The following is a 22469-nucleotide window of genomic DNA, read 5'->3' as shown; positions in this document are numbered from 1 at the left end:
CAACTGAAAGGTAAATAGTGCTCGACGTCAACTTTTTCGATGAACTCAAGATCGGTCTGGCCACCGCCGACGACATCCACAACTGGTCCTTCGGTGAGGTGAAGAAGCCGGAGACCATCAACTACCGCACGCTCAAGCCAGAGAAGGACGGCCTGTTCTGCGAGAAGATCTTCGGTCCCACCCGGGACTGGGAGTGCTACTGCGGTAAGTACAAGCGCGTCCGCTTCAAGGGCATCATCTGTGAGCGCTGCGGCGTAGAGGTCACTCGCGCCAAGGTGCGTCGTGAGCGGATGGGTCACATCGAGCTGGCCGCGCCGGTCACCCACATCTGGTACTTCAAGGGTGTGCCGAGCCGGTTGGGTTACCTGCTCGACCTGGCGCCGAAGGATCTCGAGAAGATCATCTACTTCGCCGCCTACGTCATCACCGCGGTGGACGACGAACTGCGTCACAACGAGAAGTCCACTCTCGAGGCCGAGATGGAGGTCGAGAAGAAAGGCGTTGCCGATCAGCGCGACGCCGATCTCGAAGAGCGCGCCAAGAAGCTCGAAGAGGACCTGGCAGAGCTGGAGCGCGAAGGCGCCAAGGCCGATGCCCGCCGCAAGGTGAAGGATGCCGGCGAGCGCGAGATGCGCCGTATCCGCGACACCGCGCAGCGCGCTCTCGACGATCTCGAAGAGATCTGGGACAAGTTCGTCAAGCTCGCTCCCAAGCAGATGATCATCGACGAGAAGCTCTACCGCGAGCTCCAGGATCGCTACGGCGAGTACTTCACCGGAGCCATGGGTGCCGAGGCCATCAAGCGTCTGCTCGAGGACTTCGACATCGCGGCCGAGGCCGAGATCCTGCGCGACACGATCCGTAATGGCAAGGGGCAGAAGAAGCTCCGTGCACTCAAGCGGCTCAAGGTGGTCGCGGCGTTCCACCAGTCGGGCAACTCCCCGCTGGGCATGGTTCTCGACGCCGTGCCGGTGATCCCGCCGGAGCTCCGTCCGATGGTCCAGCTCGACGGTGGCCGTTTCGCGACGTCCGACCTGAACGACCTGTACCGCCGCGTGATCAACCGCAACAACCGCCTCAAGCGACTGATCGACCTCGGTGCCCCCGAGATCATCGTCAACAACGAGAAGCGGATGCTGCAGGAGTCCGTCGACGCACTGTTCGACAACGGTCGTCGTGGCCGTCCGGTCACCGGACCGGGTAACCGCCCGCTGAAGTCGTTGAGCGATCTGCTCAAGGGCAAGCAGGGTCGTTTCCGTCAGAACCTGCTCGGCAAGCGCGTCGACTACTCGGGCCGTTCGGTCATCGTCGTCGGCCCGCAGCTCAAGCTGCATCAGTGTGGTCTGCCCAAGCTGATGGCACTCGAGCTGTTCAAGCCGTTCGTGATGAAGCGTCTCGTCGACCTGAATCAGGCACAGAACATCAAGTCCGCCAAGCGGATGGTGGAGCGTCAGCGCCCCGCCGTGTGGGACGTGCTCGAAGAGGTCATCGCCGAACACCCGGTGCTGCTCAACCGTGCACCCACCCTGCACCGTCTGGGCATCCAGGCGTTCGAGCCGCAGCTCGTGGAGGGCAAGGCCATCCAGCTGCACCCGCTGGTGTGTGAGGCGTTCAACGCCGACTTCGACGGTGACCAGATGGCAGTGCACCTGCCGCTGAGCGCCGAGGCACAGGCCGAGGCCCGCATCCTGATGCTGTCCTCGAACAACATCCTGTCGCCCGCGTCGGGTCGTCCGCTGGCCATGCCGCGTCTGGACATGGTGACCGGTCTGTTCCACCTGACCACGCTCAAGGAAGAAGCGGTCGGCGCGTACACCGCATCGACCGATGGCGACATCGAGCGTGGCGTGTACTCCACACCGGCCGAGGCTCAGATGGCTGTCGATCGTGGGCTGCTCAGTGTGCAGGCACCGATCAAGGTCCGGCTCACGCATCAGCGTCCGCCGGCCACCATCGAGCGTGAGCGTTTCCCCGAGGGCTGGAAGTTCGGCACCCCGTGGGAGATCCACACCACGCTGGGCCGGGTGCTGTTCAACGAGCTGCTGCCCAACGACTATCCGTTCGTCAACGAGCAGATGCCGAAGAAGCGTCAGGCCACGATCATCAACGACATGGCCGAGCGCTACCCGATGATCGTTGTCGCGCAGACCGTCGACAAGCTCAAGGACGCCGGTTTCTACTGGGCGACCCGCTCGGGTGTCACCATCGCCATGTCCGACGTGCTGGTCTCGCCGGACAAGAAGCAGATCCTCGACAAGTACGAGGAGCGGGCCGACGGCCTGGAGCGCAAGTTCCAGCGTGGTGCGCTCACCGGCGCAGAGCGTCGTGACGCTCTGGTGGAGATCTGGAAGCAGGCGACCGAAGAGGTCGGTGCCGCCATGGAGGCGCACTACCCCGACGACAACCCGATCCCGATGATCGTGAAGTCCGGTGCCGCGGGCAACATGACCCAGATTCGCTCGCTCGCGGGCATGAAGGGTCTTGTGACCAACCCGAAGGGTGAGTTCATCCCGCGCCCGATCAAGTCCTCGTTCCGCGAGGGCCTGACCGTGGCCGAGTACTTCATCAACACCCACGGTGCTCGTAAGGGTCTGGCCGACACCGCGCTTCGTACCGCCGACTCGGGTTACCTGACCCGTCGTCTGGTGGACGTGTCGCAGGACGTCATCGTGCGCGAAACCGACTGTGGCACCGAGCGCGGCATCAACACGATCATCGCCGAGAAGCAGTCCGACGGTTCGCTCATCCGTGACGCCCATGTCGAGACGTCGACGTTCGCTCGTACGTTGGCCACCGACGCTGTCGATGAGAACGGCAACGTGATCATCGAGCGCGGCCACGATCTCGGTGATCCCGCGATCGAAGCCCTGCTCGAGGCCGGCATCTCGCAGGTGAAGGTCCGTTCGGTCCTCACCTGCAGCACCGGCACCGGCGTCTGCGCCACCTGCTACGGACGGTCGATGGCCACCGGCAAGCTCGTCGACATCGGCGAGGCCGTCGGTATCGTCGCGGCCCAGTCGATCGGTGAGCCCGGTACCCAGCTGACCATGCGTACCTTCCACCAGGGTGGCGTCGGCGACGACATCACCGGTGGTCTGCCGCGTGTGCAGGAGCTGTTCGAGGCCCGTGTCCCCAAGGGCAAGGCCCCGATCGCCGAGGTCTCCGGACGTATCCGGCTCGAGGACGATGATCGCTTCTACAAGATGACGATCACGCCCGACGACGGCTCCGAAGAGGTTGTCTACGACAAGATCTCGAAGCGTCAGCGTCTGCGCGTCTTCAAGCACGACGACGGCAGCGAGCGTCTGCTCGCCGACGGCGACCACGTGGAGGTGGGACAGCAGCTCATGGAAGGTGCTGCCGATCCGCACGAGGTGCTGCGTGTGATGGGTCCGCGTCAGGTGCAGGTGCACCTCGTCAACGAGGTCCAGGAGGTCTACCGGAGCCAGGGTGTGTCGATCCACGACAAGCACATCGAGACGATCGTTCGTCAGATGCTGCGTCGTGTGACGATCATCGACTCCGGTGCCACCGAGTTCCTGCCCGGTTCGCTCACCGAGCGCGCCGAGTTCGAGGCGGCCAACCGTCGTGTCGTGGCCGAAGGCGGCGAGCCCGCTGCCGGACGTCCGGTGCTGATGGGTATCACCAAGGCATCGCTCGCGACCGAGTCGTGGTTGTCGGCGGCGTCGTTCCAGGAGACCACTCGTGTGCTCACCGACGCGGCCATCAACAGCCGTAGCGACAAGCTCATCGGTCTCAAGGAGAACGTGATCATCGGTAAGCTCATCCCGGCCGGAACCGGTATCAACCGGTACCGGAACATCCAGGTGCAGCCGACCGAAGAAGCACGTGCGGCCGCGTACGCGGTGCCGTCGTACGACGACACCTACTACAGCCCGGACGGCACCTTCGGTGCCCCGTCGGGTGCGGCTGTCCCGCTGGACGATTACGGCTTCAGCAGCGACTACCGGTAGGTAAACGCAACAAAGGCGGGCGTCCTCTTCGGAGGGCGCCCGCTTTGTGTTGTCACCCCGCCCCGCCCCCGAATTCGCTCCATCTGCTTGCGTCTGCTCCAGGTGCACTCGGCGCGTTCGACGGCAGGTGGAGCGAATTCGTTTTGTACACAGGGCGATTGGTATCCACAGGGCGCCGGTTTACCGGTCGGACGGGTCCGGTCGCCGTCGGTGGCGAACTCGAATCTCGGTGCATGAGCGAATCGAAGATCGAAGACCCTAATCTCGTCCGACGCCGGGATGCACTGCAGATCGGCGAACTCGACCGGCATCTGGCCGCTCGGGTCAAAACGGGGGAGCTACGTCGGCTGTATCGGGGGTTCTATACGTTCACGTCTGACCTCGACCAACTCGATCGCCATGTCCGCGACACGGAGGTCTATCGGCGCACAGTGCTTGCGGCCGCAGACAACGGTGAACCGAACAAAGCCATCAGTCACTGGTCGGCGGCGGTCCTGCACGGATTGCCGGTTCTCGATGGTGACTCTTCCCGTGTGCATTTCACCGCGAACCGAATCGGGGGAGGCCGCCGTAGAGGTCGGGCATGCGTTGTGCACGGCTCGACATGGGAGACCGACGAGGTCGCGACGATCGGCGAGTTCCTCGTGACCTCGCGGGCCAGAACGGCAGTGGACGTCGCGCGGTCCGGGACATTCTTCCAAGCCGTCTGTGTGCTCGACGGAGCGCTGCACGCCGGCGTGCCCCGTGGTGAACTCGAATCGGTGTTGCGGCGAAGCGTCGGCCGTACCGGCATCTCTGTCGCTCGCGCGGCGCTCGCAGTGGCAGACGGGAAGTCCGAGAGCATCGGGGAGTCACTGTCGCGCGCTCTGATACTGAGTTTCGGCGACATCCCGCTGCCTCGTTTGCAGCACACCTTCCTGACCGGCGACGGAACCTTTGTGGCCCGCACCGACTTCGACTGGGGCGGGCTGGTCGCGGGAGAGTTCGATGGCTACGCCAAGTACATCCGCTACCTTCGGCCAGGCGAAACCACCGAGCAGGCCTACGAGCGTGAGAAATGGCGCGAGCAGAGGCTGCATCGCATCGGAGTCGTTGTGGTGCGCTGGAACTGGAGCGATCTTCAGAACCCGGAGCGTCTGCATCGCATCCTGGTGGATGCGCTGACCGCACACGGGCTGATGCCGTCCGCCTGACCGTGAATTCGCGCCGCCTACCGGCATGTGCGCCTGTTGCAAGCGGCGCACGCGCAGGCAAGCGGCGCGATTTTTGTCGGTTGGGGCGAGCGGAGCCAGCGGCGGGGAGCCGGTCAGGCGTAGCGGTACGGGAGGTACTGGACGGCCCAGTGATTGCCGTCGGGATCGTCGAACGAAAGGAAGTGGCCCCAGGCCTGGACGTCGACCTCACCGGGTTCGATGCCGACGGACCGGAGGTGGGTCTGGGCCTCGTTGATGTCGGAAACACAGACCTGCAGGCCTTTGACAGAACCTGGTTCGGCCTCGGTGAGGCCTTTGCCGAAGGCGATGGAGCACGCTGAACCGGGAGGCGTCATCTGCACGAACCGGACGTCGTCCGACACGACGTGATCGTGGTCAACGTTGAATCCGATCTTCTCGTAGAAGTCGCGGGTGCGGTCGACGTCGGTGACGGGCAGGATGACGAGTTCGAGTGTCCAGTCCATGGTGTGCTCCTCCGGTTGTGGCTGTCGGTTGCTGCTGAAACAAGGTTCTCAGCAATCGCGGACACATCCGGTCCTAATTGTGAACTTTCAGCGAATGATCTCCACCTTCACCATGACCACGTCACCTTCGGTGGCTCCGACCGCTCGCCGGACCGCCTTCTTCACCGGCAGCACATAGGTGCCACGCTTGGAGTCCGGAAAGATCGATGTCTGCCACTCGGTCTCATCGATCGAGACGGAGACCCGGATCGATCCGAACCCGGGACCCGGTTCCACGGTTGCCCGAATCTCGTCGGCGGAGTCCGCGGGCAGCGAGACGAAGTGCCACGCTCCCATCTCCGGAGCAGTCCAGATCTCGGCGTCGAACGTGATGATCACCTCGATAGTGTGGCCCAGAGCTCTGACGTCTCAGTAGTACACCGGTCCGGGAACGCCGCCACCTGCTGCGATGGCGTCCCCGGTGATCGCGACACTGCGCGGTGAGGCCAAGAATGCGACCACGTCGGCCACCTCGGATGCGTCGACGATCCGCCGGATCGAGTTGGTGGCCAGTTCGTTCTCCAGGTCCGCGACGGCCACGCCGGACTCCGCCGACCGCTCCGCGAGTTGATCGGTGAGTCGCTGTGTCCGGGTACGGCCCGGGTGGACAACCATGACATTGATGCCGTGCGGACCCAGCTCGTCGGCGAGGTTCTTGGTCAACGCCGCGACGCTCACGTTGCGGATGGTCTGGGCGATGGAGTTCGCCTGTCTCGCACCGAGACCGCTGATGTTGATGATCCGGCCCCAGCCCTGCTCGATCAGATACGGCGCCACCGCTCGAGCGGTGCGCAGGTACCCGAGCACCTTGATCTCGACCTCTCGCCGGACGACGTCATCGGTGGTTGCCGCGAAGTCGGTCGGCTTGCCGGCGCTCCACGGTGTGGCCGCCGAGTTGACCAGGATGTCGATGCCGCCCAGCTCCGCGACCGTACGGGCCACGAGGTTCTGCACCGACGCGTCGTCACCGGTATCGACGGATATCGCGATGGCTCGCCGGCCGGACTGCTGGGCGATGTCGGCGGCGGCGGTCTCCAGCGCCTCGACCCCGCGGGCGGCGATCACGACGTCGGCACCCTCTGCGGCCAGGGCATGAGCGATCGCCAGGCCGATGCCCTTGCTGCCGCCCGTCACCAGTGCCCGTTTTCCGGTCAGACCCAGATCCATCTATGTACTCCTCGTGGTCGGTGAACTCATGCTCGTGTACTCGGGAACATACTTGCTCAACAGCACTGCGCCCCCGGCCGACAGCGCGGCCACGGCGAAAACTGCCGCCGACAATGGGAACACGGCCGCGGACAACGCGATCGACAACGGGCCGACGAGAAAGCCGCTGTCGTGGGTCAGACGCCATGCGGCGAGGAACTCGGCCCGGCCGGTGCTCGGTGCGACGTCTGCACCGATGGTCATGATGACCCCGTTGCCGAGGCCGTTCCCGACACCCATCACCACCGCGACCGCAGTGAACGTGAAAAGTGTTGTGGTGAAGGGCAACAGCAGGTACGACACCGACAGCACCACAATCGACGGCACCGCCACCAACGTGCGCCCGAAACGGTCCATCAGATGGCCTGCGGGGTAGGCGAACAGTACGTCGGCAGCGGCTCCCACACCGAAGAGGAGGCTGGCCACAGCCGGCGACAACCCGATGTGGCTGGCCCACAACGGCAAGATCGCGTCACGAGCACTGCGTGCCACGCCGAGCAACAGCGACCCCGCGCCGAGGGTCGCCAACAGCCGACCGTGCTCCGCGAAGACCTGGGAGATGTTGTGCGACTTCACCATCGGCCCGGCGCCCGGCGGGTCGGGGAGCCGGGCCATCATCGACCCGGCGACCACAATCGCTGTCAGCTGCACCAGGAATCCGCCGCGGGTACCGAACACGACGATGGCGCCGGCACCGAGGAGCGGTCCGACAAAGAAGCCGAGCCGCATCGCGCCGCCGAACAGCGACATCGCCCGCGCCCGCCAGGCGAACGGAACGGCCAGTGACAGGTAGTTCTGCCGCGCGAGGCCCCACACCGCATTGGCCAGTCCGACCGCAAAGATGCCCAGGCACAACGTCCATACCGCTGGTGCGAGAAGGCACGCCAGCGCACCCGACGCCGCAAGCAGACTGGCCACGATGATCGAGCGCCGCTCACCGATCTTGGCGACGATCTGCCCGGAACACGTGTCACCGACGACCTGGCCGAGTCCGATGATCGCCACGGTGAGGCCGGCCAGAGCTGCGGATGCGCCGAGCTCGAGGGCGGACAGCACCATCACCGGCGCGGCCGCCCCCTGCCCGATCCCGTAGGCCGTCGCCGGCAGGTAGACGGTGCCGGCGAGCGATCTCAGAGGTCGTTCGACGCGTCCGGCCGCTGTCGCCGGATCGTCGATCGATGTCATGCGCTGGCTGCCGCCGGCTCCTTCTCGACGGATCCGGCCGGCAGTTCGATGCCGTAGTGGCCGCGGAGGGTGGAGGCGGTGTAGTCGTCGCGGAAGCGGCCGCGGGCCTGCAGGATCGGGACGACGTGGTCGACGAAGTCCTCGAGGCCGCCGGGCAGGTAGGGAGGCATGACGTTGAAGCCGTCGGCCGCACCCGCGTCCACCCAGGCGATGAGGTCGTCGGCGATCTGCTCCGGTGTCCCGGTGATGGTGCGATGGCCGCGACCGCCCCCGAGGCGGCCGATCAACTCACGGATCGTGAGATCTTCGGAGGCGGCGAGTTGACGTACCAGCGTCGATCGACTCTTGTGGCCCTGGATCTCCGATTCCGGAGGTAGGGGTGGCAGCCGGGAATCGAGTGGGAGGCCGGTGAGGTCGACGTTGAAGAAGTTCGACAGCTGGCCCAGCGCATAGTCGGGTGAGATCAGATCGGTGAACTCACGTTCGAGGTCACGCGCTTCCTGCTCGGTGCTGCCGATGAACGGCACGATGCCCGGGAGGATCTGGAGCTCTTCGGCGCCGCGACCGTAACGCGGGAGACGGCGCTTGAGGTCGCGATAGAAGTCCTGGCCCTCCGCTATGGTGCGCTGGGCGGTGAAGACCACCTCCGCGTAGCGGGCTGCGAGGTCTTTGCCGTCCTCGGATGATCCGGCTTGCACCAGAACCGGCCGACCTTGCGGTGATCGTGGCGAGTTGAGCGGGCCACGGACCCTGAACGCCTCTCCGACATGGTTGATGGGATGAACCCGCTCGGGGTCGGCGAAGATCGCGTTGTCGACGTCGAGCACCACGGCGTCGTCCTCCCAGCTGCCCCACAGCCGGTTCACGACGTCGACGAACTCCTGGGCGCGGCGGTACCGGCCGGCGTGGTCGGGAATGGAGTCATAACCGAAGTTGAGAGCCTCTTGTTCCTGACCGGACGTGACGATGTTCCATCCGGCACGGCCCCCGCTGATGTGTTCGAGCGAGGCGAAGGCACGCGCCAACGTGTACGGGTGGTTGTAACCCGTTGAGGCAGTGGCGATCAGGCCGACCTTGCTGGTCCCGCCCGCGATGGCGGACAGCAGTGTGATCGGCTCGAAGATGGCCTGGGTGTTGCGGCGGATGTTGGGTCCCACGGCCAGGCCGTCGGCGAAGAACACCGAGTCGAGTTTCCCGCGTTCGGCGATCTGGCCCAGCCGCACGAAGTGGGCGACGTCGAGCACTTCGTGTTCGGAGGTGCGTGGATGACGCCAGGCGGCCTCGTGATGGCCGACGCCCATCAAGAAGGCGTTCAGGTGCAGGGTGCGTGTCATGTGATCAGTCCTAGTGTGATGTCGGGTGATTCAGTTGGCGGCAGGTGTTCGCCAGCGAGAGAATCGACGTTCGAGCAGAACGAGTACGTAGTTGAAGACGAGACCGACGAGCGCGATGGTGAGGATGCCGGCATACATCTGCGGGATCTGGAAGTTGAGCTGGCTCGCCATGATCAGGTAGCCGAGTCCCGAACGCGCACCGACCATTTCGGCCGCGATGAGAACCAGGATCGACGATGCGGCCGAGAGTCGGATGCCGGTGAAGATCGTCGGCAGGGCCGCGGGCAGGATCACCTTCTGGAACAGCCGGTACGCGGGAAGACCCAGTGAGCGAGCAGATTTGATCAACAAGGGGTCAACTGTCCGCACACCCGAGATCGTGTTGAGCAGGATGGGGAAGATGCAGGCATAGGTCACGAGCGCGACCTTGGAGGTCTCGCCGATGCCGAGGATGAGCACGAAGACGGGGAGCAAGGCCAGTGCAGCTGTGTTGCGGAACAATTCGAGAACCGGGCTGAGGTACTGCGCAAGAGGCCGGTACCAGCCGATCAGGATGCCCAGCGGCACGGCGAACACCACTGCGATGGCGAAGCCGCGCAGAGCTCGACCCAGACTCGCGGAGATGTGCTCCCAGAGTTGGCCACTCTCGGCCAGGTCCACCAGAGCCTTCGCGACCACCGAGAACTCAGGGAGGAATGTTCGGTCGACCAGACCGATCCGCGGCGCGACCTCCCAGAATGCGACCAGGAGCACCAGGGCGATCGAACTCCGGAAGACCCAGGAGCCGGACTTGCGCAGTCTCCCTCCGACCCGACGGGTGGGTGAGGCGACGGGTGCCGGAGCCGGGGATGCGATGTCCTTGACCGGCGCCGGGCTCGAGACCTTTTCCAACGTGACACTAGACATGGCTACCCACTCCGATCGTTTCGGCGGCGGCACCGGCCACCTCGGGACGCAACGAGAGCCAGATCCGGTGCCGGTAGTCGCGGAACTGCTCAGATGAACGGATGTCGTCGACAGCATCCCGGTCGATGTCAATCGGCAGGATCTCCTTGATCCGACCGGGGCGTTCGGTGAGGATGGCAACCCGGTTGCCGAGATAGATGGCCTCGTCGATGCCGTGGGTGATGAACAGGATGGTCTTGCCCGTGGCCTTCCAGATCCGCAGGAGCTCGCCCTGCAACCCCTCGCGGGTCTGGGCGTCGAGTGCGGCAAATGGTTCGTCCATCAGCAGCACTTCGGGGTCGTACGAGAGGCTGCGCGCAATCGCCACACGCTGTTTCATGCCACCCGACAACTCGTGGGGGTAGTGGTCGCCGAAGTTGCCGAGACCGACGAGTCCGAGGTATTCATCGGCGATGGCCTTGCGCCGGCGACGCGAGATGCCCTTGGCCTCGAGGCCGAACTCCACGTTCGCGCGGGCCGTGCGCCATGGCAGCAGCGCGTACTGCTGGAACACCACGCCCCGGTCCAGTCCTGGTCCGGTGATGGGCTTTCCGTCCAGCAGGATCTCACCCGCAGTGGGCTTGGTGAGGCCACCGACCAGGTCGAGCAGGGTGGACTTCCCGCTGCCGCTGGGGCCGACGAGGACAAGGAACTCGCCTTCGGCCGCAGAGATGCTGATGTCGTCGATGGCCACGAACTCGGGCTTGCCCGGCGCGGTGAACGACTTGCGCACCCCGCGCAATTCCAGTTTGGGAGTCGTCATTTCGCTGCCACCACCGGTGCGCCGTCAGGCCCCGAGTCCGGCTGGTAGGTGCCGTCGGCGTACGGGTTGTCGTCGTTGGTGAAGATGTCCTGCGGTGTCAGCTTGCCCTTGTCGAGCTCGTTGTTGCGCACGAGCCAATCGATCCACAGCTGGAACTCCTCGGGCTTGATAACCCCGCCCGGCGTGGGGATGGACGAGCTCTTCCAGTACTCGGCCAGAGCGGGATCCTCGCCTCGACCACGCTTGGTGATGATGTCCTTGAAACGTGCGACAACCTCTGCCTGTGGAGTCACCTGCGTCCATCGGATCGCCCGGGCGGTGCCCTGGACGAAGTCCTTCACGGCCTCCGGGTTCTTCTTCTTGAAGTCGTCACGGAACACGTAGCTGCCATAGCTGAAGTCGCCGAAGATCCTGTCGGTGAACAGCTCCCGGATCCCGCCGTTCTCCAGCGCGCGCTGCTGGAAGATGCTGTTGAACGCGCCGACATCGATCTGACCTTGACGCAGCGAGGACTCGTTGTTGATCGGCGGCACCACCAGCAGCTGGACCGACGCGATTTCGTCCTTCGAAAGTCCCTCACGGGCAAGCCATTCGCGAATGACGAACTCCGAGTGCGCCCCCAGCGTGTTGATCCCGATCTTCTTGCCGATCAGGTCCCGCGCGGTGCGGATCGGGGAGTCCTCCAGGACATAGAACCCGTTGAATGTCTTCTCATCGGCGCCGTAGGAATCGACGACGGCGGTGATCGGTGAACCCGCTGACGCCAGCTTGACGATGGCTCCGTTGAACGCGTGCCCGAAATCGGTGTCGCCAGTCGCGGCGGCCTGGATCGACTGCGGGCCGCTGGTGGTCTCGCCGACCGCCTTGATGCTGACCTTGGTGAAGTACCCGAGATCGGCTGCCAATTCCGGGAATTGAACAGTGGCGGGGAAGCTGAGGTACCGCAGCTCGGTCTTGCCGTCGGCGGTGACGGTGGCCTCGTCGGCGGAGCCGCAGGCGGCAGTCGTCACCCCCACGAGAAGTGCCAGCGCTGCCGCGATGCGGACCCGCCATGGGTGTTTGTGACTCACTGCTTTTCCTTTCATCTGTTCGGTGTCGAGGCGCGATCGACTCGGGCCCGGGAAAAGGGCCGCCGTTTCGGGCCGAAGACCGGCACCATTTCGTATGTGCGACGAAATACATTGCTGCACAGCAGAACCAATCGGATTTGGCCCGTTGGTCGGTGCGGTTCCCCCTGGACATCAACAACCTATTTCACAATGCGGAAATAGTGGCCCGATTAAATCGGGACGGATTAAAGGCGTCAGCAGCCTCCATCGGTGGCGTCGGGCAAGATGTCAAAACCGCGACATCCCGCCACGGCGGACGGCGTCGTCGCATATCGTCGGGCACGATGACCACACCACCGATCCGGCGCTTCCGCGCGATCCTGCACGTCGACCTGGACCAGTTCCAGGTGTCGGTGGAGCGTCGCCGGAACCCGGACCTGATCGGCACACCGGTCATCGTCGGCGGGACCGGTGACCCGACCGAACCGCGCAAGGTCGTCACGTGCGCGTCGTACGAGGCCCGTGATCAGGGGGTACGCGCCGGTATGCCGTTGCGGTCGGCATATCGCAAGATGCCCGAGGCGATCTATCTGCCCCTGGACCACACGTCGTACGACGAGGCATCGGCGGAGGTGATGCAGACGCTTCGAGACTTCGGATATCCCGTCGAGGTGATCGGGTGGGATGAGGCGTTCCTGGGCGTTCCGGCGTCGGAGACCGGTCTCGACATCACCGAGCTGGCCCAGTCCGTGCGACAGCGGATTCTCGATGAGCGCGGGCTGTCGTCGGCGGTCGGCATCAGCGACAACAAACAGCGCGCCAAGATGGCGACCGGATTCGCCAAACGCTCACCCGAGCACGTCTTCACCCTGGACAACCAGAACTGGATGCCCATCATGGGGGAGCGCGGTGTCGGCGACCTCTGGAGCGTCGGACCCAAGACGACAGCAAAACTGGAGAAGCTGGGGATCGATACCGTTGCCCAGCTTGCGGCAGAGGATGTCGGGCGGCTGGTGGCCGAGTTCGGACCCCACCTCGGCAATTGGCTGTACCTGCTCTCGCGTGGTGGCGGTGACATCGAGGTGAGCGCCGAGCCGTACATTCCGCGGTCGCACAGCAAGGTCGAGACCTTCCCGACCGACCTCACCGCCCGCGCCGACATCGACGAGGCGATTCGGAAGCTGACCCGGGAACTGTTGGCGCAGGTCATGTCTGAGGGGCGGGTGGCTTTCCGGGTGGCCGTGACCGTACGGACCATGACGTTCTACACCCGGACGAAGTCGAAGAAGCTGCCCGCCCCGACCACCGACGCCACCGTGATCGAGGTGGCGATGCTCGAGGTGCTGCACAAGTTCGAGCTCGACCGCCCGATCCGGTTGTTGGGGGTGCGTCTTGATCTGGTGATGCCCACGGAAGACATTCCGCCCGACCCGTAGGTGGCCGCACCGCTTCGGTGCTAACTTCCGGGCAGAGATCGGCGAGCGGGAGGGCATCACATGCGGTGGTTCAAGCAGGCGTTGGTGACAGCGGTCCTGGTCGGTCTGGCAACCGTCGGGCCGGCGCCGAGCGCGCAGGCGGCTCCGCTGCCGGTGCAGTACAACTTCCTGGCCGGCATACCCGCCGAACTCGCCAACCCGGATGGCTCGCTGCCCGGGTCCAACGATTACGCATGCAAGCCGTCTGCTCAGCACCCCGATCCGGTGGTACTGGTCCACGGCACCGCGGGCAGTCAGCAGACCAACTGGATCTCGCTGGTGCCGGTGCTCAAGAACGAGGGTTACTGCGTGTTCGCGCTCACCTATGGCGAGTTGTCGCAGCAGTGGCCGTTGTCGCGGATCGGCGGGCTGGGCGCCAAGGACGTCAGCGCCTGGGAGCTCAAGGTGTTCGTCGACGACGTGCTGGCGAAGACGGGCGCCGCACAGGTCGACATCGTGGGTCATTCGCAGGGCACACAGATCCCGACCTATTGGGCGAAGTACTACGGGGGCGCGGGAAAGATCGACAAGTATGTGTCCCTCGCGCCGTACTGGCAGGGGTCGGACGGCGACGGCGAGGGCCGGTCGGAGTTGGTGAAGATGTTTGCCGACCGATTAGGATTGCCGCCCGCTGCGGTACCCGAGACCGAATGCCCGGACTGCACCGCCGCACCCGGCGACGGTGACTTCGCGGCGGCCATCGATGCCCCCGATGGCCCCTACGTCGCGGGCATCGACTACACGAACATCGTCACCCGCTACGACCAGCTCGTGACCCCGTACACCAGCGGCATCCTGGCCGGGCCGCCCGGCATCGAGGTCACCAACATCGTTGTGCAGGACACGTGCTCACAGGACCGCTCAGATCATCTGTCGATCGTGTCCAACCAGCGCAGTTCGGCGTTTGTGCTCAACGCCCTCGATCCCGCGCATCCCCGAACCGTTCCCTGCCTGGCCGTGCCGCCCTACACCGGTGCGTGAGCCAGTTTCAGGAAGGCGTCGAGCAAGGTCGCGCAGTTCTCTCTCGATTCAGCCGCGCGAGCGGTGATCTCGGCCGTGATCTTGTCCAGGTCGATACCGCGTTCGACGACCAGTTGACCCTGACGGTTGGCGGCCCAGCTCGCCTGCCAGGTGGCCCACACCGCGGGTGAGATCTCCGGATGGAACTGAACGCCCAGATTCCGGCCAAAGGTGAAGGCCTGCAACGCTGCTCCGTTGCGGGCGATCTCGCGAGCACCGGGCGGGAGGGTGAATCGGTCGTAGTGCATCTGCATCCACGGTCCGCGTGCGACCAGTTCGCGCGCGACGGTGTCGACGGTGACGTAACCGTGTTCGGGCTGGTCCGACCGCTTGACCTTGCCGCCGAGAACCCGGCTGAGCAGCTGGCCACCGAAGCACACCCCGAGAATCGGTACGTTTGCGGCGAGCGCAGCCCGCAGATAGCTGATCTCGGCCGCCAGCCATGGGACCGAGTCGTTGTATGCCGCTTCCGAAGAACCCATCACGACAACAAAATCGAACCCTGCCACCTCCGGTAGATCTCCGGAAGGGTGCACGATGTCGACGTCGTAGCCCCGGTCGATGACGTGGTCGCGCAGGGTGCCCGTGTCGGCGACGCCGCGGTCCCGGTCGTGATCATGCACCAGGAACAGAGCGCGGTTCCGAGACGCCCCGGGACCTGGCTCGACGAGGTCTGGCCCGGCCATCACAACCGGTCGCGGAGCTGGGTCGAGGCGATACAGACCGTCGATGGCGCGACAGCGACGTCTTGTGCTGAAAATTGCACTGGATACTCCTGGTACACGCCGGCATGTCCGACAGTGGCGGGGTTTTGTTCAGTATGGCCAGAACACGGGACCGCCGCTCATCCGAGGCCCGGCTCCGGCGGCGCTCTGGGCCGGCGGTGCGCGTATCGGCGCAGGTGGGGATTCCTGCGGCCATCGGGTTCTCCGAGGCGCATCATTGATCCATGGCCGATACGCATGAGGTGACCAATCAAGTTCCGCTCCTGAGTGGATACAACCCGGCGACCAACCCGGCGCTGTCGGAGTCGCTGGCCCGCGAAGGTGGTGGCTGGGGCGCCGATGAGATCTTCGAACTGGGTGCCATCGCTGCCGGTGAGGAAGCTCAACGGTGGGGTGAACTCGCCGACCGGAACCAGCCGATATTGCGCACGCACGATCGGTACGGTCACCGTGTCGACGAGGTCGAATACGACCCGGCCTATCACCGGTTGATGGATGTCGCTGTGACACACGGTCTGCACGGAGCACCCTGGGCCGACGGTCGAGCCGGCGCGCACGTGGTGCGGGCCGCCAAACTCGGGGTCTGGACGGTCGAGGCGGGTCACGTCTGCCCGATCTCGATGACCTACGCCGTGGTGCCGGCCCTGCGCCACAATCCCGACCTGGCCGCCACCTACGAGCCGTTGCTGACCTCCCGAACCTACGACCCGAACCTGTCGGTCCCGGCGGGCAAGTCCGGTCTGATTGCCGGGATGTCGATGACCGAGAAGCAGGGCGGCTCCGATGTCCGCGCGAACCAGACGGCAGCTCAACCCAATTCGGACGGCTCCTACACGCTCACCGGACACAAGTGGTTCACGTCCGCCCCGATGTCCGACCTCTTCCTTGTGCTCGCCCAAGCTCCCGGTGGACTCTCGTGCTTCTTCCTACCCCGGGTGCTGCCCGACGGCACCCGCAACCGGATGCGCTTGCAACGACTGAAGAACAAGCTCGGCAACCACGCCAACGCGTCGTCGGAAGTCGAATACGACGGTGCGACGGCATGGTTGGTGGGCGAGGAGGGACGCGGTGTCCGCACCATCATCGAGATGGTCAACCTCACCCGGCTCGACTGCGCGCTGGCCAGTGCGGGCAACATGCGTGTCGGGCTCACCCAGGCCATGCACCACAGCCAGCACCGGAAGGTGTTCGGCGACTACCTGATCGATCAACCGTTGATGCGGAACGTCCTCGCGGATCTCGCGATCGAAGCGGAAGCCGCCACCATGGTGTCGATGCGGATGGCGGGGGCCACCGACGCAGCCGAACGCGGCGACGACACCGAGGCCCTGCTGCGACGTATCGGGCTGCCCGCAACCAAATACTGGTTGTGCAAGCGGGCCACCGCGCACGTCGCCGAGTCGATGGAGTGCCTGGGCGGCAACGGTTATGTCGAGGACTCCGGGATGCCGCGGCTCTACCGCGAAGCCCCGCTCTACGGGATCTGGGAGGGCAGCGGGAACGTCAGCGCCCTCGACACACTGCGTGCGATGGCCACGGCACCCAAGTCGGTGGATGCGCTGTTCGACGAACTGGAGTCGGCGACCGGCATGGACACCCGGTACGACAACTACCTGGACACCTTGAAGAGCCAGCTGGGAGAGGCAGGCCAACCGACCGCACGCAGGATCGCCGAGTCGATCTGCATCGCCTTACAGGGCTCGCTGATGCTGCGGCACGGACATCCGGCCGTGGCGGAAGCCTTCGCGGCCACCCGACTCGCAGGCGACTGGGCCGGCGCATACGGCACGTTGCCCACCGGTCTCGATCTCGCGCCCGTGCTCGAACGGGCACTGGTCAAATAGAAGCCGGCAGACTCATTCCCGCGGGATGGCCAGCCGGGTCATGTGCGCCGTCGAGTCCGGCGTCAGACCCAGCTGGTCCCACGCGGTCTCGGTTTCCACGACCGCGTACGCGGACGTGGGGAAACGCGGAATGTGTGCCGCCGGGTCCAGCGTCATCGCCGTGTCCGGCATCCCGGGCTCGTGCCCGATCACCAATATCGTGGCGGCGTCCGCGGGCGCGTGGAGCCTGATCGCCTCGCACACGTCGTCGGCGTCTCCGCCGTAGATGTCTTCGACAAATGTGGCCGGTGCGTCGATACCGGTGTGCTGCAACGTCTGACGCGTACGGACTGCGGTCGAGCACAATACGGCGTCGACCGTGAGTCCGTCGTCGGCCATCCACCGGCCCGCCAGCGCTGCTTCGCGCTGACCGCGCTCGGCGAGCGGACGTTCCTGGTCGGGTGTACCGCTGGGATAGGCCGACTTGCCGTGCCGCATCAAGATCAGTGTTCGTGCCACGAGGTCGACGGTAGCGTCACCGCGTTCGCCTGTCAGGAGACCTTGCGATGCCGACCGGTCGACTCATCCGCCCCGCACCGGGCCAGAGCGGAACGCAGCAGTCGCACCGTGTGGTTCCAGGCGGACGCTTCCTGCTCGAGGTGCTGGGCGATCTCTTCGTTTCCCCGGTCCCACTCCAGCTCGGCCAGTTCACGCAGCTCGACGACCTCGTCGAGCCCGAAGGCTACGAGCTCTTTGATCGAGTCGATGTTTGAGCAGGCCCAGTCGATCTGATCACGCTGCAGCGTCATCAGACGCTCCAGGTCATCACGCAGGGCCGCCTGCGCCGATAGGGATAGACCACTCACCTGTCCCAGGGTGCCCCACCTGCCCTGCGAGTACTAGTTGACGCGCCGACAGCGGCGCCGATCATCTAGGACCACTTCCACTCGCGGATCTCCGGCATGTCCTCGAAGTGGGTGGTGACGTACTCGGTGTGGCGCTGCAGCTGCGATCGGCAGAACTCGGCGAGCTCCTGGCTGCGTTCTGGTACCCGACGGGTTCTGCGCAGGGCTTCCAGAACCAGGTGGTACCGGCTCATCTTGTTCTGCACCACCATGTCGAAAGCAGTTGTGGTGGTGCCCTGTTCGATGAAGCCGCGAACGTGGAACCGGTCGGCGCGAGTGCGGCCGTGCAGCTGCTGGTGGATGGCCCTCGGGTAGCCGTGGAAAGCGAACACCACATCGGTTTCAGCGGTGAACAGATCGATGAACTTCGATTCGGGCAGCCCGTGGGGATGTTCGTCCTGGGGCAGCAGCACCATCAGGTCGACGACATTGACCACGCGGACGCGCAACCAGGGAACCCACTCGCGCAGCAGATGTGCAGCGGCCAGGATCTCTTCGGTCGGCACGTCGCCCGCGGCGGCCAGCACGATGTCGGGTTGTTCGGGGTCCGCGTCGTTGGTCTCGCCCTCGGTACCGGCCCACTCCCAGATCGATGCCCCGGCCTCGGCATGTTTGTGTGCCTGTTCGAGGGTCAGGTACTGAGGGTGCTTCTGCTTGTCGACCACCAGGACGTTGACGTGGTCGCGGCTGCGGAAGCAGTGGTCGGCCACCGAGAGCAGGGTGTTGGAATCCGGTGGCAGCCAGACGCGCACCACGCCGGGGGCCAATGGGATGACGGCATCGATCAGGCCGGGTCCCTGATGGCTGAAACCGTTGTGGTCGTTACGCCAGCAGGTGCTGGTGAGCAACACGTTGAGCGATGCCACCGGTTCGCGCCATGGCAATTCGGCGGCGTGCTGCAACCACTTGGTGTGCTGCACCAGCATGGAGACGCTCACCATCGCGAACGCCTCGTAGGTGGCGAAAAGACCGTGGCGGCCGGTCAGTAGATAGCCCTCGAGCCAGCCCTGGCACAGGTGCTCACTGAGAACCTCCATGACGCGACCCTCGGGCGACAGGTTGTCGTCGTTCTCGTTGGTCGGCAACTGCCAGCAGCGGTCGGTCTGCTCGAACACCGCCTGGAGCCGGTTCGAGGAGGTCTCATCCGGGCTGAACAGCCGGAACGATCCGCCGTGGTTCTCGTCCGAGTTGTCGCGGTAGATGTCGCGCATCAGCTCACCGAGCACCTTGGTGGTCTCGTAGGCGAGCGCGCCGGGCGCCTCGATGTCGAGGGCGTACGACTCGAGCGGCGGGATCTTGAGGGGAACCAGTGCTCGGCCGCCGTTGGCATACGGCGTCGCACCCATCCGCAGTTCACCCCTGGGTGCCAGGTCCGCGAGGTCGTCGATGAGTGCACCCGACTTGTCGAACAGGTCGTCCGGCTTGTACGAGCGCAGCCACTCCTCGAGGAGCGCGAGGTGCTCGGGGTTCTCGCGGACCCCCGACAACGGGACCTGATGACTCCAGTGGGTGCCCTCGATCAGTTTGCCGTCCACCTCGTGGGGTCCCGTCCAGCCCTTGGGGGTGCGCATCACGATGGCCGGCCACTTGTCGCCGGTCGGGTTGCCTTCCCGGGCCCGGGTCTGGATCTCGACGATCTTGTCGTGCGCGTTCGCAATCGCCTGAGCCATGGCCGGGAACACCTCGTGCGGGTCGTCGCCGCCGACGAAGACGGGCTCCCAGCCCTGACCCGACAGGAACGCCGCGATGTCGTCGTCACTGCTCCGGCCGAAGACCGTGGGGCCGGCGATCTTGGCGCCGTTGAGGTGCAGGATCGGCAGCACCGCACCATCGCGAGCCGGATTGAGGAACGCCGGGATCTTCCATGAGCCGGCCAGGGGACCGGTCTCGGCCTCACCGTCGCCGACCACACACGCGACCACCAGATCGGGGCTGTCGAAGGCGGCGCCCGCGGCATGGATGAGTGCGTACCCGAGTTCGCCGCCCTCGTGGATCGAACCCGGTGTCTGCACGCTCACGTGACTCGGGATGCCACCCGGCGTGGAGAACTGCCTGCACAGCGCTCGGAGCCCATCCGCATCCGGGGACACGTGCGGATAGATCTCGCTGTAGGTGCCCTCGAGATAGGTCGCTGCCACCAGCGCCGGGCCGCCGTGCCCGGGCCCGGTGATGTAGAGCCACTTCGAGTCGGTCTCGCGGATACGCCGGTTGAGGAGGGTGTAGATCATCGAGAGCCCAGGACTCGTACCCCAGTGCCCGAGCAGGCGAGGTTTGATGTGCTCGACGCCGAGCGGCTCGCGCAGCAAGACGTTGTCCTGCAGATAGATCTGCGCAACCGTCAGGTAGTTGGTCGCGGACCACCACCGCAGATCGAGTTCGAGTTCGGAATCGGTGTATCCGGCCAACGTCATATGCGCACCTTCTGGGTGTTTGCGGACAGGGCAACTTGATTATCGGGTGGGCTCGGGTGGCCCGCCACGGCTCGAGTACCCAAATGTCGAGAGTTCGCGCCGCCGTCACCAAGGATTTGTTGTCCAACCAGATCGACTCGCTCACACTCCCACCGCGAGAGCACGCTCGCCCCCAGGTCCGGCAAGTATTGTCGGCACAGTGCACTTGTTCCTCCCGGCGCTGCTGGCGACTCTGTCGGCGCTCCTCGTCGCAACAGGGACACTCGTGCGTCAGCGCTCCTCGACGGCGTCGGGTGGGATCACCAAACGGTGGTGGCTCGGAGTACTGATCGCGGCCGCCGGGTTCGCGTTGCAGGCGGTGGCGCTCGGCCTCGGGTCGTTGCTTCTGGTGCAGCCGTTGATCGTGCTGTCGGTTCTGTTCGCACTGCCGATGGAGGCCTATCTCGACCACCGCCGCCTGAACTTCCACGAGTGGAAGTGGGGCATCATCCTCACCGTCTGCATCGCCGCGTTCGTGGTGATCGCCAGACCTGAGGCCGGGGGACACAACGTGTCGGCCGGAACCCTCGCGGGAACCATCGTCGTGGTGGTCGCGGTGCTCATCGGTCTGGTGGTCGCTGCCCGACTCGTGTCACCGCATCACCGCGCGCTGCTGTTCGGATCGGCGTCGGGGCTGCTCACCGGAGTGCAGGCGTTTCTCCTCAAAGCGGTGGTGACCCAGCTCGGGGAAAGCGTCGTGGAGGTCCTGACCCACCCGGAGATCTACCTGATCCTGCTCGTCGCCACCGCCTCGGTGATCACCCAGCAGCTCGCCTTCGCGGCCCATGATCTGCAGACGTCGTTCCCGGCGATGACGGTGATGGAGCCCGCCGTGGCCATGGCACTCGGCGTGGTGCTGCTCGGTGAAAGCGTCGACGTGAACATCTTCGACGGCATCATCGCCGGGCTGTCGCTGGTCATCATGCTGCGTGCGGTGTTCGTGCTCGCCAGACATGCGGCCGAGCGTGAGACCGAGTTCGAAGTGGCGTTCCCCAAAGCGCCCGCCCCTGCTCCCGGAGGGTCGGCAATGGGCCCGACCGACCACTAGTCGCCTGTGGAGAACATCATGTCGGCGGTACTGGCGGTCGCTGCCGCCTGCCTCATCGCCACCGGGACGGTCTTCCGGCAACGTGCATCGGCGGCCAGTGGCGCCATCACACCGGGTTGGTGGCTCGGTGCGGGTCTGGCGGTGTGCGGATTCTCCCTGCAGGCAGCAGCCCTGGGTCTCGGCTCCATCCTGCTGGTCCAACCCCTGCTCGTCCTGGCCGTGTTGTTCGCACTGCCGCTCGAAGCGTGGTTCGACCATCGAACGCCCACACGCACCGAATGGGCGTGGGGCGGCGCGCTGACCTGCTGTGTGGCCGTGTTCCTCTGCCTGGCCTCACCGAGATCCTCCGACAGCCGCCCCGACCCCATGTTCTTTGTACTCACGGTGGTGGCCGTGCTCGCATGCCTCGCCGGTTTGGTGATCGCGGCCGAGAGTTGCAACAACCACATGCGGTCGCTGTTCTATGGGCTCACCGCCGGAGCTCTCTTCGGGATCTCGGCGCTGCTCATCAAAGCCGTCATCGGACAGGCCACCGACGATCTGCCCCGGGTCGGATTTCATCTCGAGATCTACCTGCTGCTCATCGTCATAGCCGCCGGCATCTACGCCCAGCAGCGAGGCTTCGGCTCGGGCGATCTCCAGACGTCGTTCCCGGCGATGACGGTGATGGAACCGGCGGTGGCCATGGCGCTGGGCATGGCGCTTCTATCCGAGCGGATCTCGGTCAGCGTGTGGGAGGCCGGCGTGGTGGGGCTGGCGCTTGTGGTGATGGTGGTCGCGGTGGTCGAACTGGCCCGGCACTCCGCCATCCGGGGCACCTGAGGACTGGAACCGGCCCGCCGGCGATGGC

At 65.3% G+C, this 22469-nt stretch carries 19 protein-coding genes; 7 read left to right on the top strand and 12 right to left on the bottom strand.

Annotated elements, in window-relative coordinates:
* The first annotated feature begins 17 nt into the window (after nt 1-17).
* Both WIMU1_RS17505 and WIMU1_RS17500 read left to right on the top strand, forming a co-directional pair.
* Nucleotides 18-3974, top strand: coding sequence for a DNA-directed RNA polymerase subunit beta' (locus tag WIMU1_RS17505; RefSeq protein ID WP_023954255.1), 3957 nt, complete (start codon nt 18-20; stop codon nt 3972-3974).
* Nucleotides 3975-4207: 233 nt separating this feature from the next.
* On the top strand, nt 4208-5167 hold the full coding sequence (locus tag WIMU1_RS17500) for a hypothetical protein (RefSeq protein WP_062799060.1): 960 nt from the start codon (nt 4208-4210) through the stop codon (nt 5165-5167).
* Nucleotides 5168-5280: 113 nt separating this feature from the next.
* Here the strand turns inward: WIMU1_RS17500 and WIMU1_RS17495 are convergent, their stop codons facing one another.
* The 8 genes from WIMU1_RS17495 to WIMU1_RS17460 form a co-directional block, all read right to left on the bottom strand.
* On the bottom strand, nt 5281-5652 hold the full coding sequence (locus WIMU1_RS17495; protein ID WP_023954240.1) for a VOC family protein: 372 nt from the start codon (nt 5650-5652) through the stop codon (nt 5281-5283).
* 87 nt (nt 5653-5739) lie between these two features.
* Nucleotides 5740-6030, bottom strand: coding sequence for a DUF1905 domain-containing protein (locus WIMU1_RS17490; RefSeq protein ID WP_062799058.1), 291 nt, complete (start codon nt 6028-6030; stop codon nt 5740-5742).
* A gap of 30 nt (nt 6031-6060) precedes the next feature.
* The gene (locus WIMU1_RS17485) at nt 6061-6858 is read right to left on the bottom strand and encodes an SDR family NAD(P)-dependent oxidoreductase (protein ID WP_062799056.1); all 798 of its coding nucleotides are present in this window, start codon (nt 6856-6858) and stop codon (nt 6061-6063) included.
* Nucleotides 6859-8082: an MFS transporter gene (locus tag WIMU1_RS17480; protein WP_062799054.1), complete on the bottom strand. Its 1224-nt coding sequence runs from the start codon at nt 8080-8082 to the stop codon at nt 6859-6861.
* Nucleotides 8079-9416: an LLM class flavin-dependent oxidoreductase gene (locus WIMU1_RS17475; protein ID WP_062799052.1), complete on the bottom strand. Its 1338-nt coding sequence runs from the start codon at nt 9414-9416 to the stop codon at nt 8079-8081. Before WIMU1_RS17475 ends, WIMU1_RS17480 begins: the two co-directional genes overlap by 4 nt.
* 30 nt (nt 9417-9446) lie before the next feature.
* Entirely contained in the window at nt 9447-10322 is an 876-nt protein-coding gene (locus WIMU1_RS17470; RefSeq protein ID WP_062799050.1) for an ABC transporter permease, read from the bottom strand.
* Nucleotides 10315-11124 (bottom strand): ABC transporter ATP-binding protein, encoded by an 810-nt coding sequence (locus WIMU1_RS17465; protein ID WP_023954228.1) that lies wholly within the window; start codon nt 11122-11124, stop codon nt 10315-10317. Before WIMU1_RS17465 ends, WIMU1_RS17470 begins: the two co-directional genes overlap by 8 nt.
* Nucleotides 11121-12209, bottom strand: a complete 1089-nt coding sequence (locus WIMU1_RS17460) for an ABC transporter substrate-binding protein (RefSeq protein ID WP_051721711.1) — start codon at nt 12207-12209, stop codon at nt 11121-11123. The genes WIMU1_RS17465 and WIMU1_RS17460 overlap by 4 nt, the downstream gene beginning before the upstream one ends.
* A gap of 308 nt (nt 12210-12517) precedes the next feature.
* Between WIMU1_RS17460 and WIMU1_RS17455 the strand changes: the two genes are divergently transcribed.
* The gene (locus tag WIMU1_RS17455) at nt 12518-13609 is read left to right on the top strand and encodes a DNA polymerase IV (protein ID WP_062799048.1); all 1092 of its coding nucleotides are present in this window, start codon (nt 12518-12520) and stop codon (nt 13607-13609) included.
* A 60-nt stretch (nt 13610-13669) separates the two neighbouring features.
* Nucleotides 13670-14629, top strand: coding sequence for an esterase/lipase family protein (locus WIMU1_RS17450; RefSeq protein ID WP_062799046.1), 960 nt, complete (start codon nt 13670-13672; stop codon nt 14627-14629).
* On the opposite strand, the gene WIMU1_RS17445 is transcribed toward WIMU1_RS17450, so the two are convergent.
* Entirely contained in the window at nt 14614-15354 is a 741-nt protein-coding gene (locus WIMU1_RS17445; protein ID WP_062799044.1) for a type 1 glutamine amidotransferase, read from the bottom strand. The genes WIMU1_RS17450 and WIMU1_RS17445 overlap by 16 nt on opposite strands.
* A gap of 263 nt (nt 15355-15617) precedes the next feature.
* Here WIMU1_RS17445 and WIMU1_RS17440 point away from each other — a divergent pair, with 263 nt between their 5' ends.
* Complete coding sequence (locus WIMU1_RS17440; protein ID WP_062799042.1) at nt 15618-17237, top strand: acyl-CoA dehydrogenase family protein; 1620 nt, start codon at nt 15618-15620, stop codon at nt 17235-17237.
* 12 nt (nt 17238-17249) lie between these two features.
* On the opposite strand, the gene WIMU1_RS17435 is transcribed toward WIMU1_RS17440, so the two are convergent.
* The 3 genes from WIMU1_RS17435 to WIMU1_RS17425 form a co-directional block, all read right to left on the bottom strand.
* On the bottom strand, nt 17250-17714 hold the full coding sequence (locus WIMU1_RS17435) for a SixA phosphatase family protein (RefSeq protein WP_062799262.1): 465 nt from the start codon (nt 17712-17714) through the stop codon (nt 17250-17252).
* 53 nt (nt 17715-17767) lie between these two features.
* A complete protein-coding gene (locus WIMU1_RS17430) occupies nt 17768-18082 on the bottom strand; it encodes a hypothetical protein (RefSeq protein ID WP_133248696.1) in 315 nt (104 codons plus the stop codon).
* 65 nt (nt 18083-18147) lie between these two features.
* A complete protein-coding gene (locus WIMU1_RS17425; protein ID WP_062799040.1) occupies nt 18148-20532 on the bottom strand; it encodes a phosphoketolase family protein in 2385 nt (794 codons plus the stop codon).
* Between the two features lie 199 nt (nt 20533-20731).
* Here WIMU1_RS17425 and WIMU1_RS17420 point away from each other — a divergent pair, with 199 nt between their 5' ends.
* Together WIMU1_RS17420 and WIMU1_RS17415 are read left to right on the top strand one after the other, a co-directional pair.
* Nucleotides 20732-21619: a DMT family transporter gene (locus WIMU1_RS17420; RefSeq protein WP_030165156.1), complete on the top strand. Its 888-nt coding sequence runs from the start codon at nt 20732-20734 to the stop codon at nt 21617-21619.
* Nucleotides 21620-21637: 18 nt separating this feature from the next.
* A complete protein-coding gene (locus WIMU1_RS17415; protein ID WP_174548751.1) occupies nt 21638-22441 on the top strand; it encodes a DMT family transporter in 804 nt (267 codons plus the stop codon).
* Nucleotides 22442-22469 lie beyond the last annotated feature (28 nt).

The organism is Williamsia muralis NBRC 105860 (genome assembly GCF_001598915.1).
GTDB classification, from domain to species: domain Bacteria; phylum Actinomycetota; class Actinomycetes; order Mycobacteriales; family Mycobacteriaceae; genus Williamsia; species Williamsia muralis.
The sequence above is the reverse complement of the archived record's forward strand: the minus strand, read 5'-3'. Positions and strand labels throughout refer to the sequence as shown.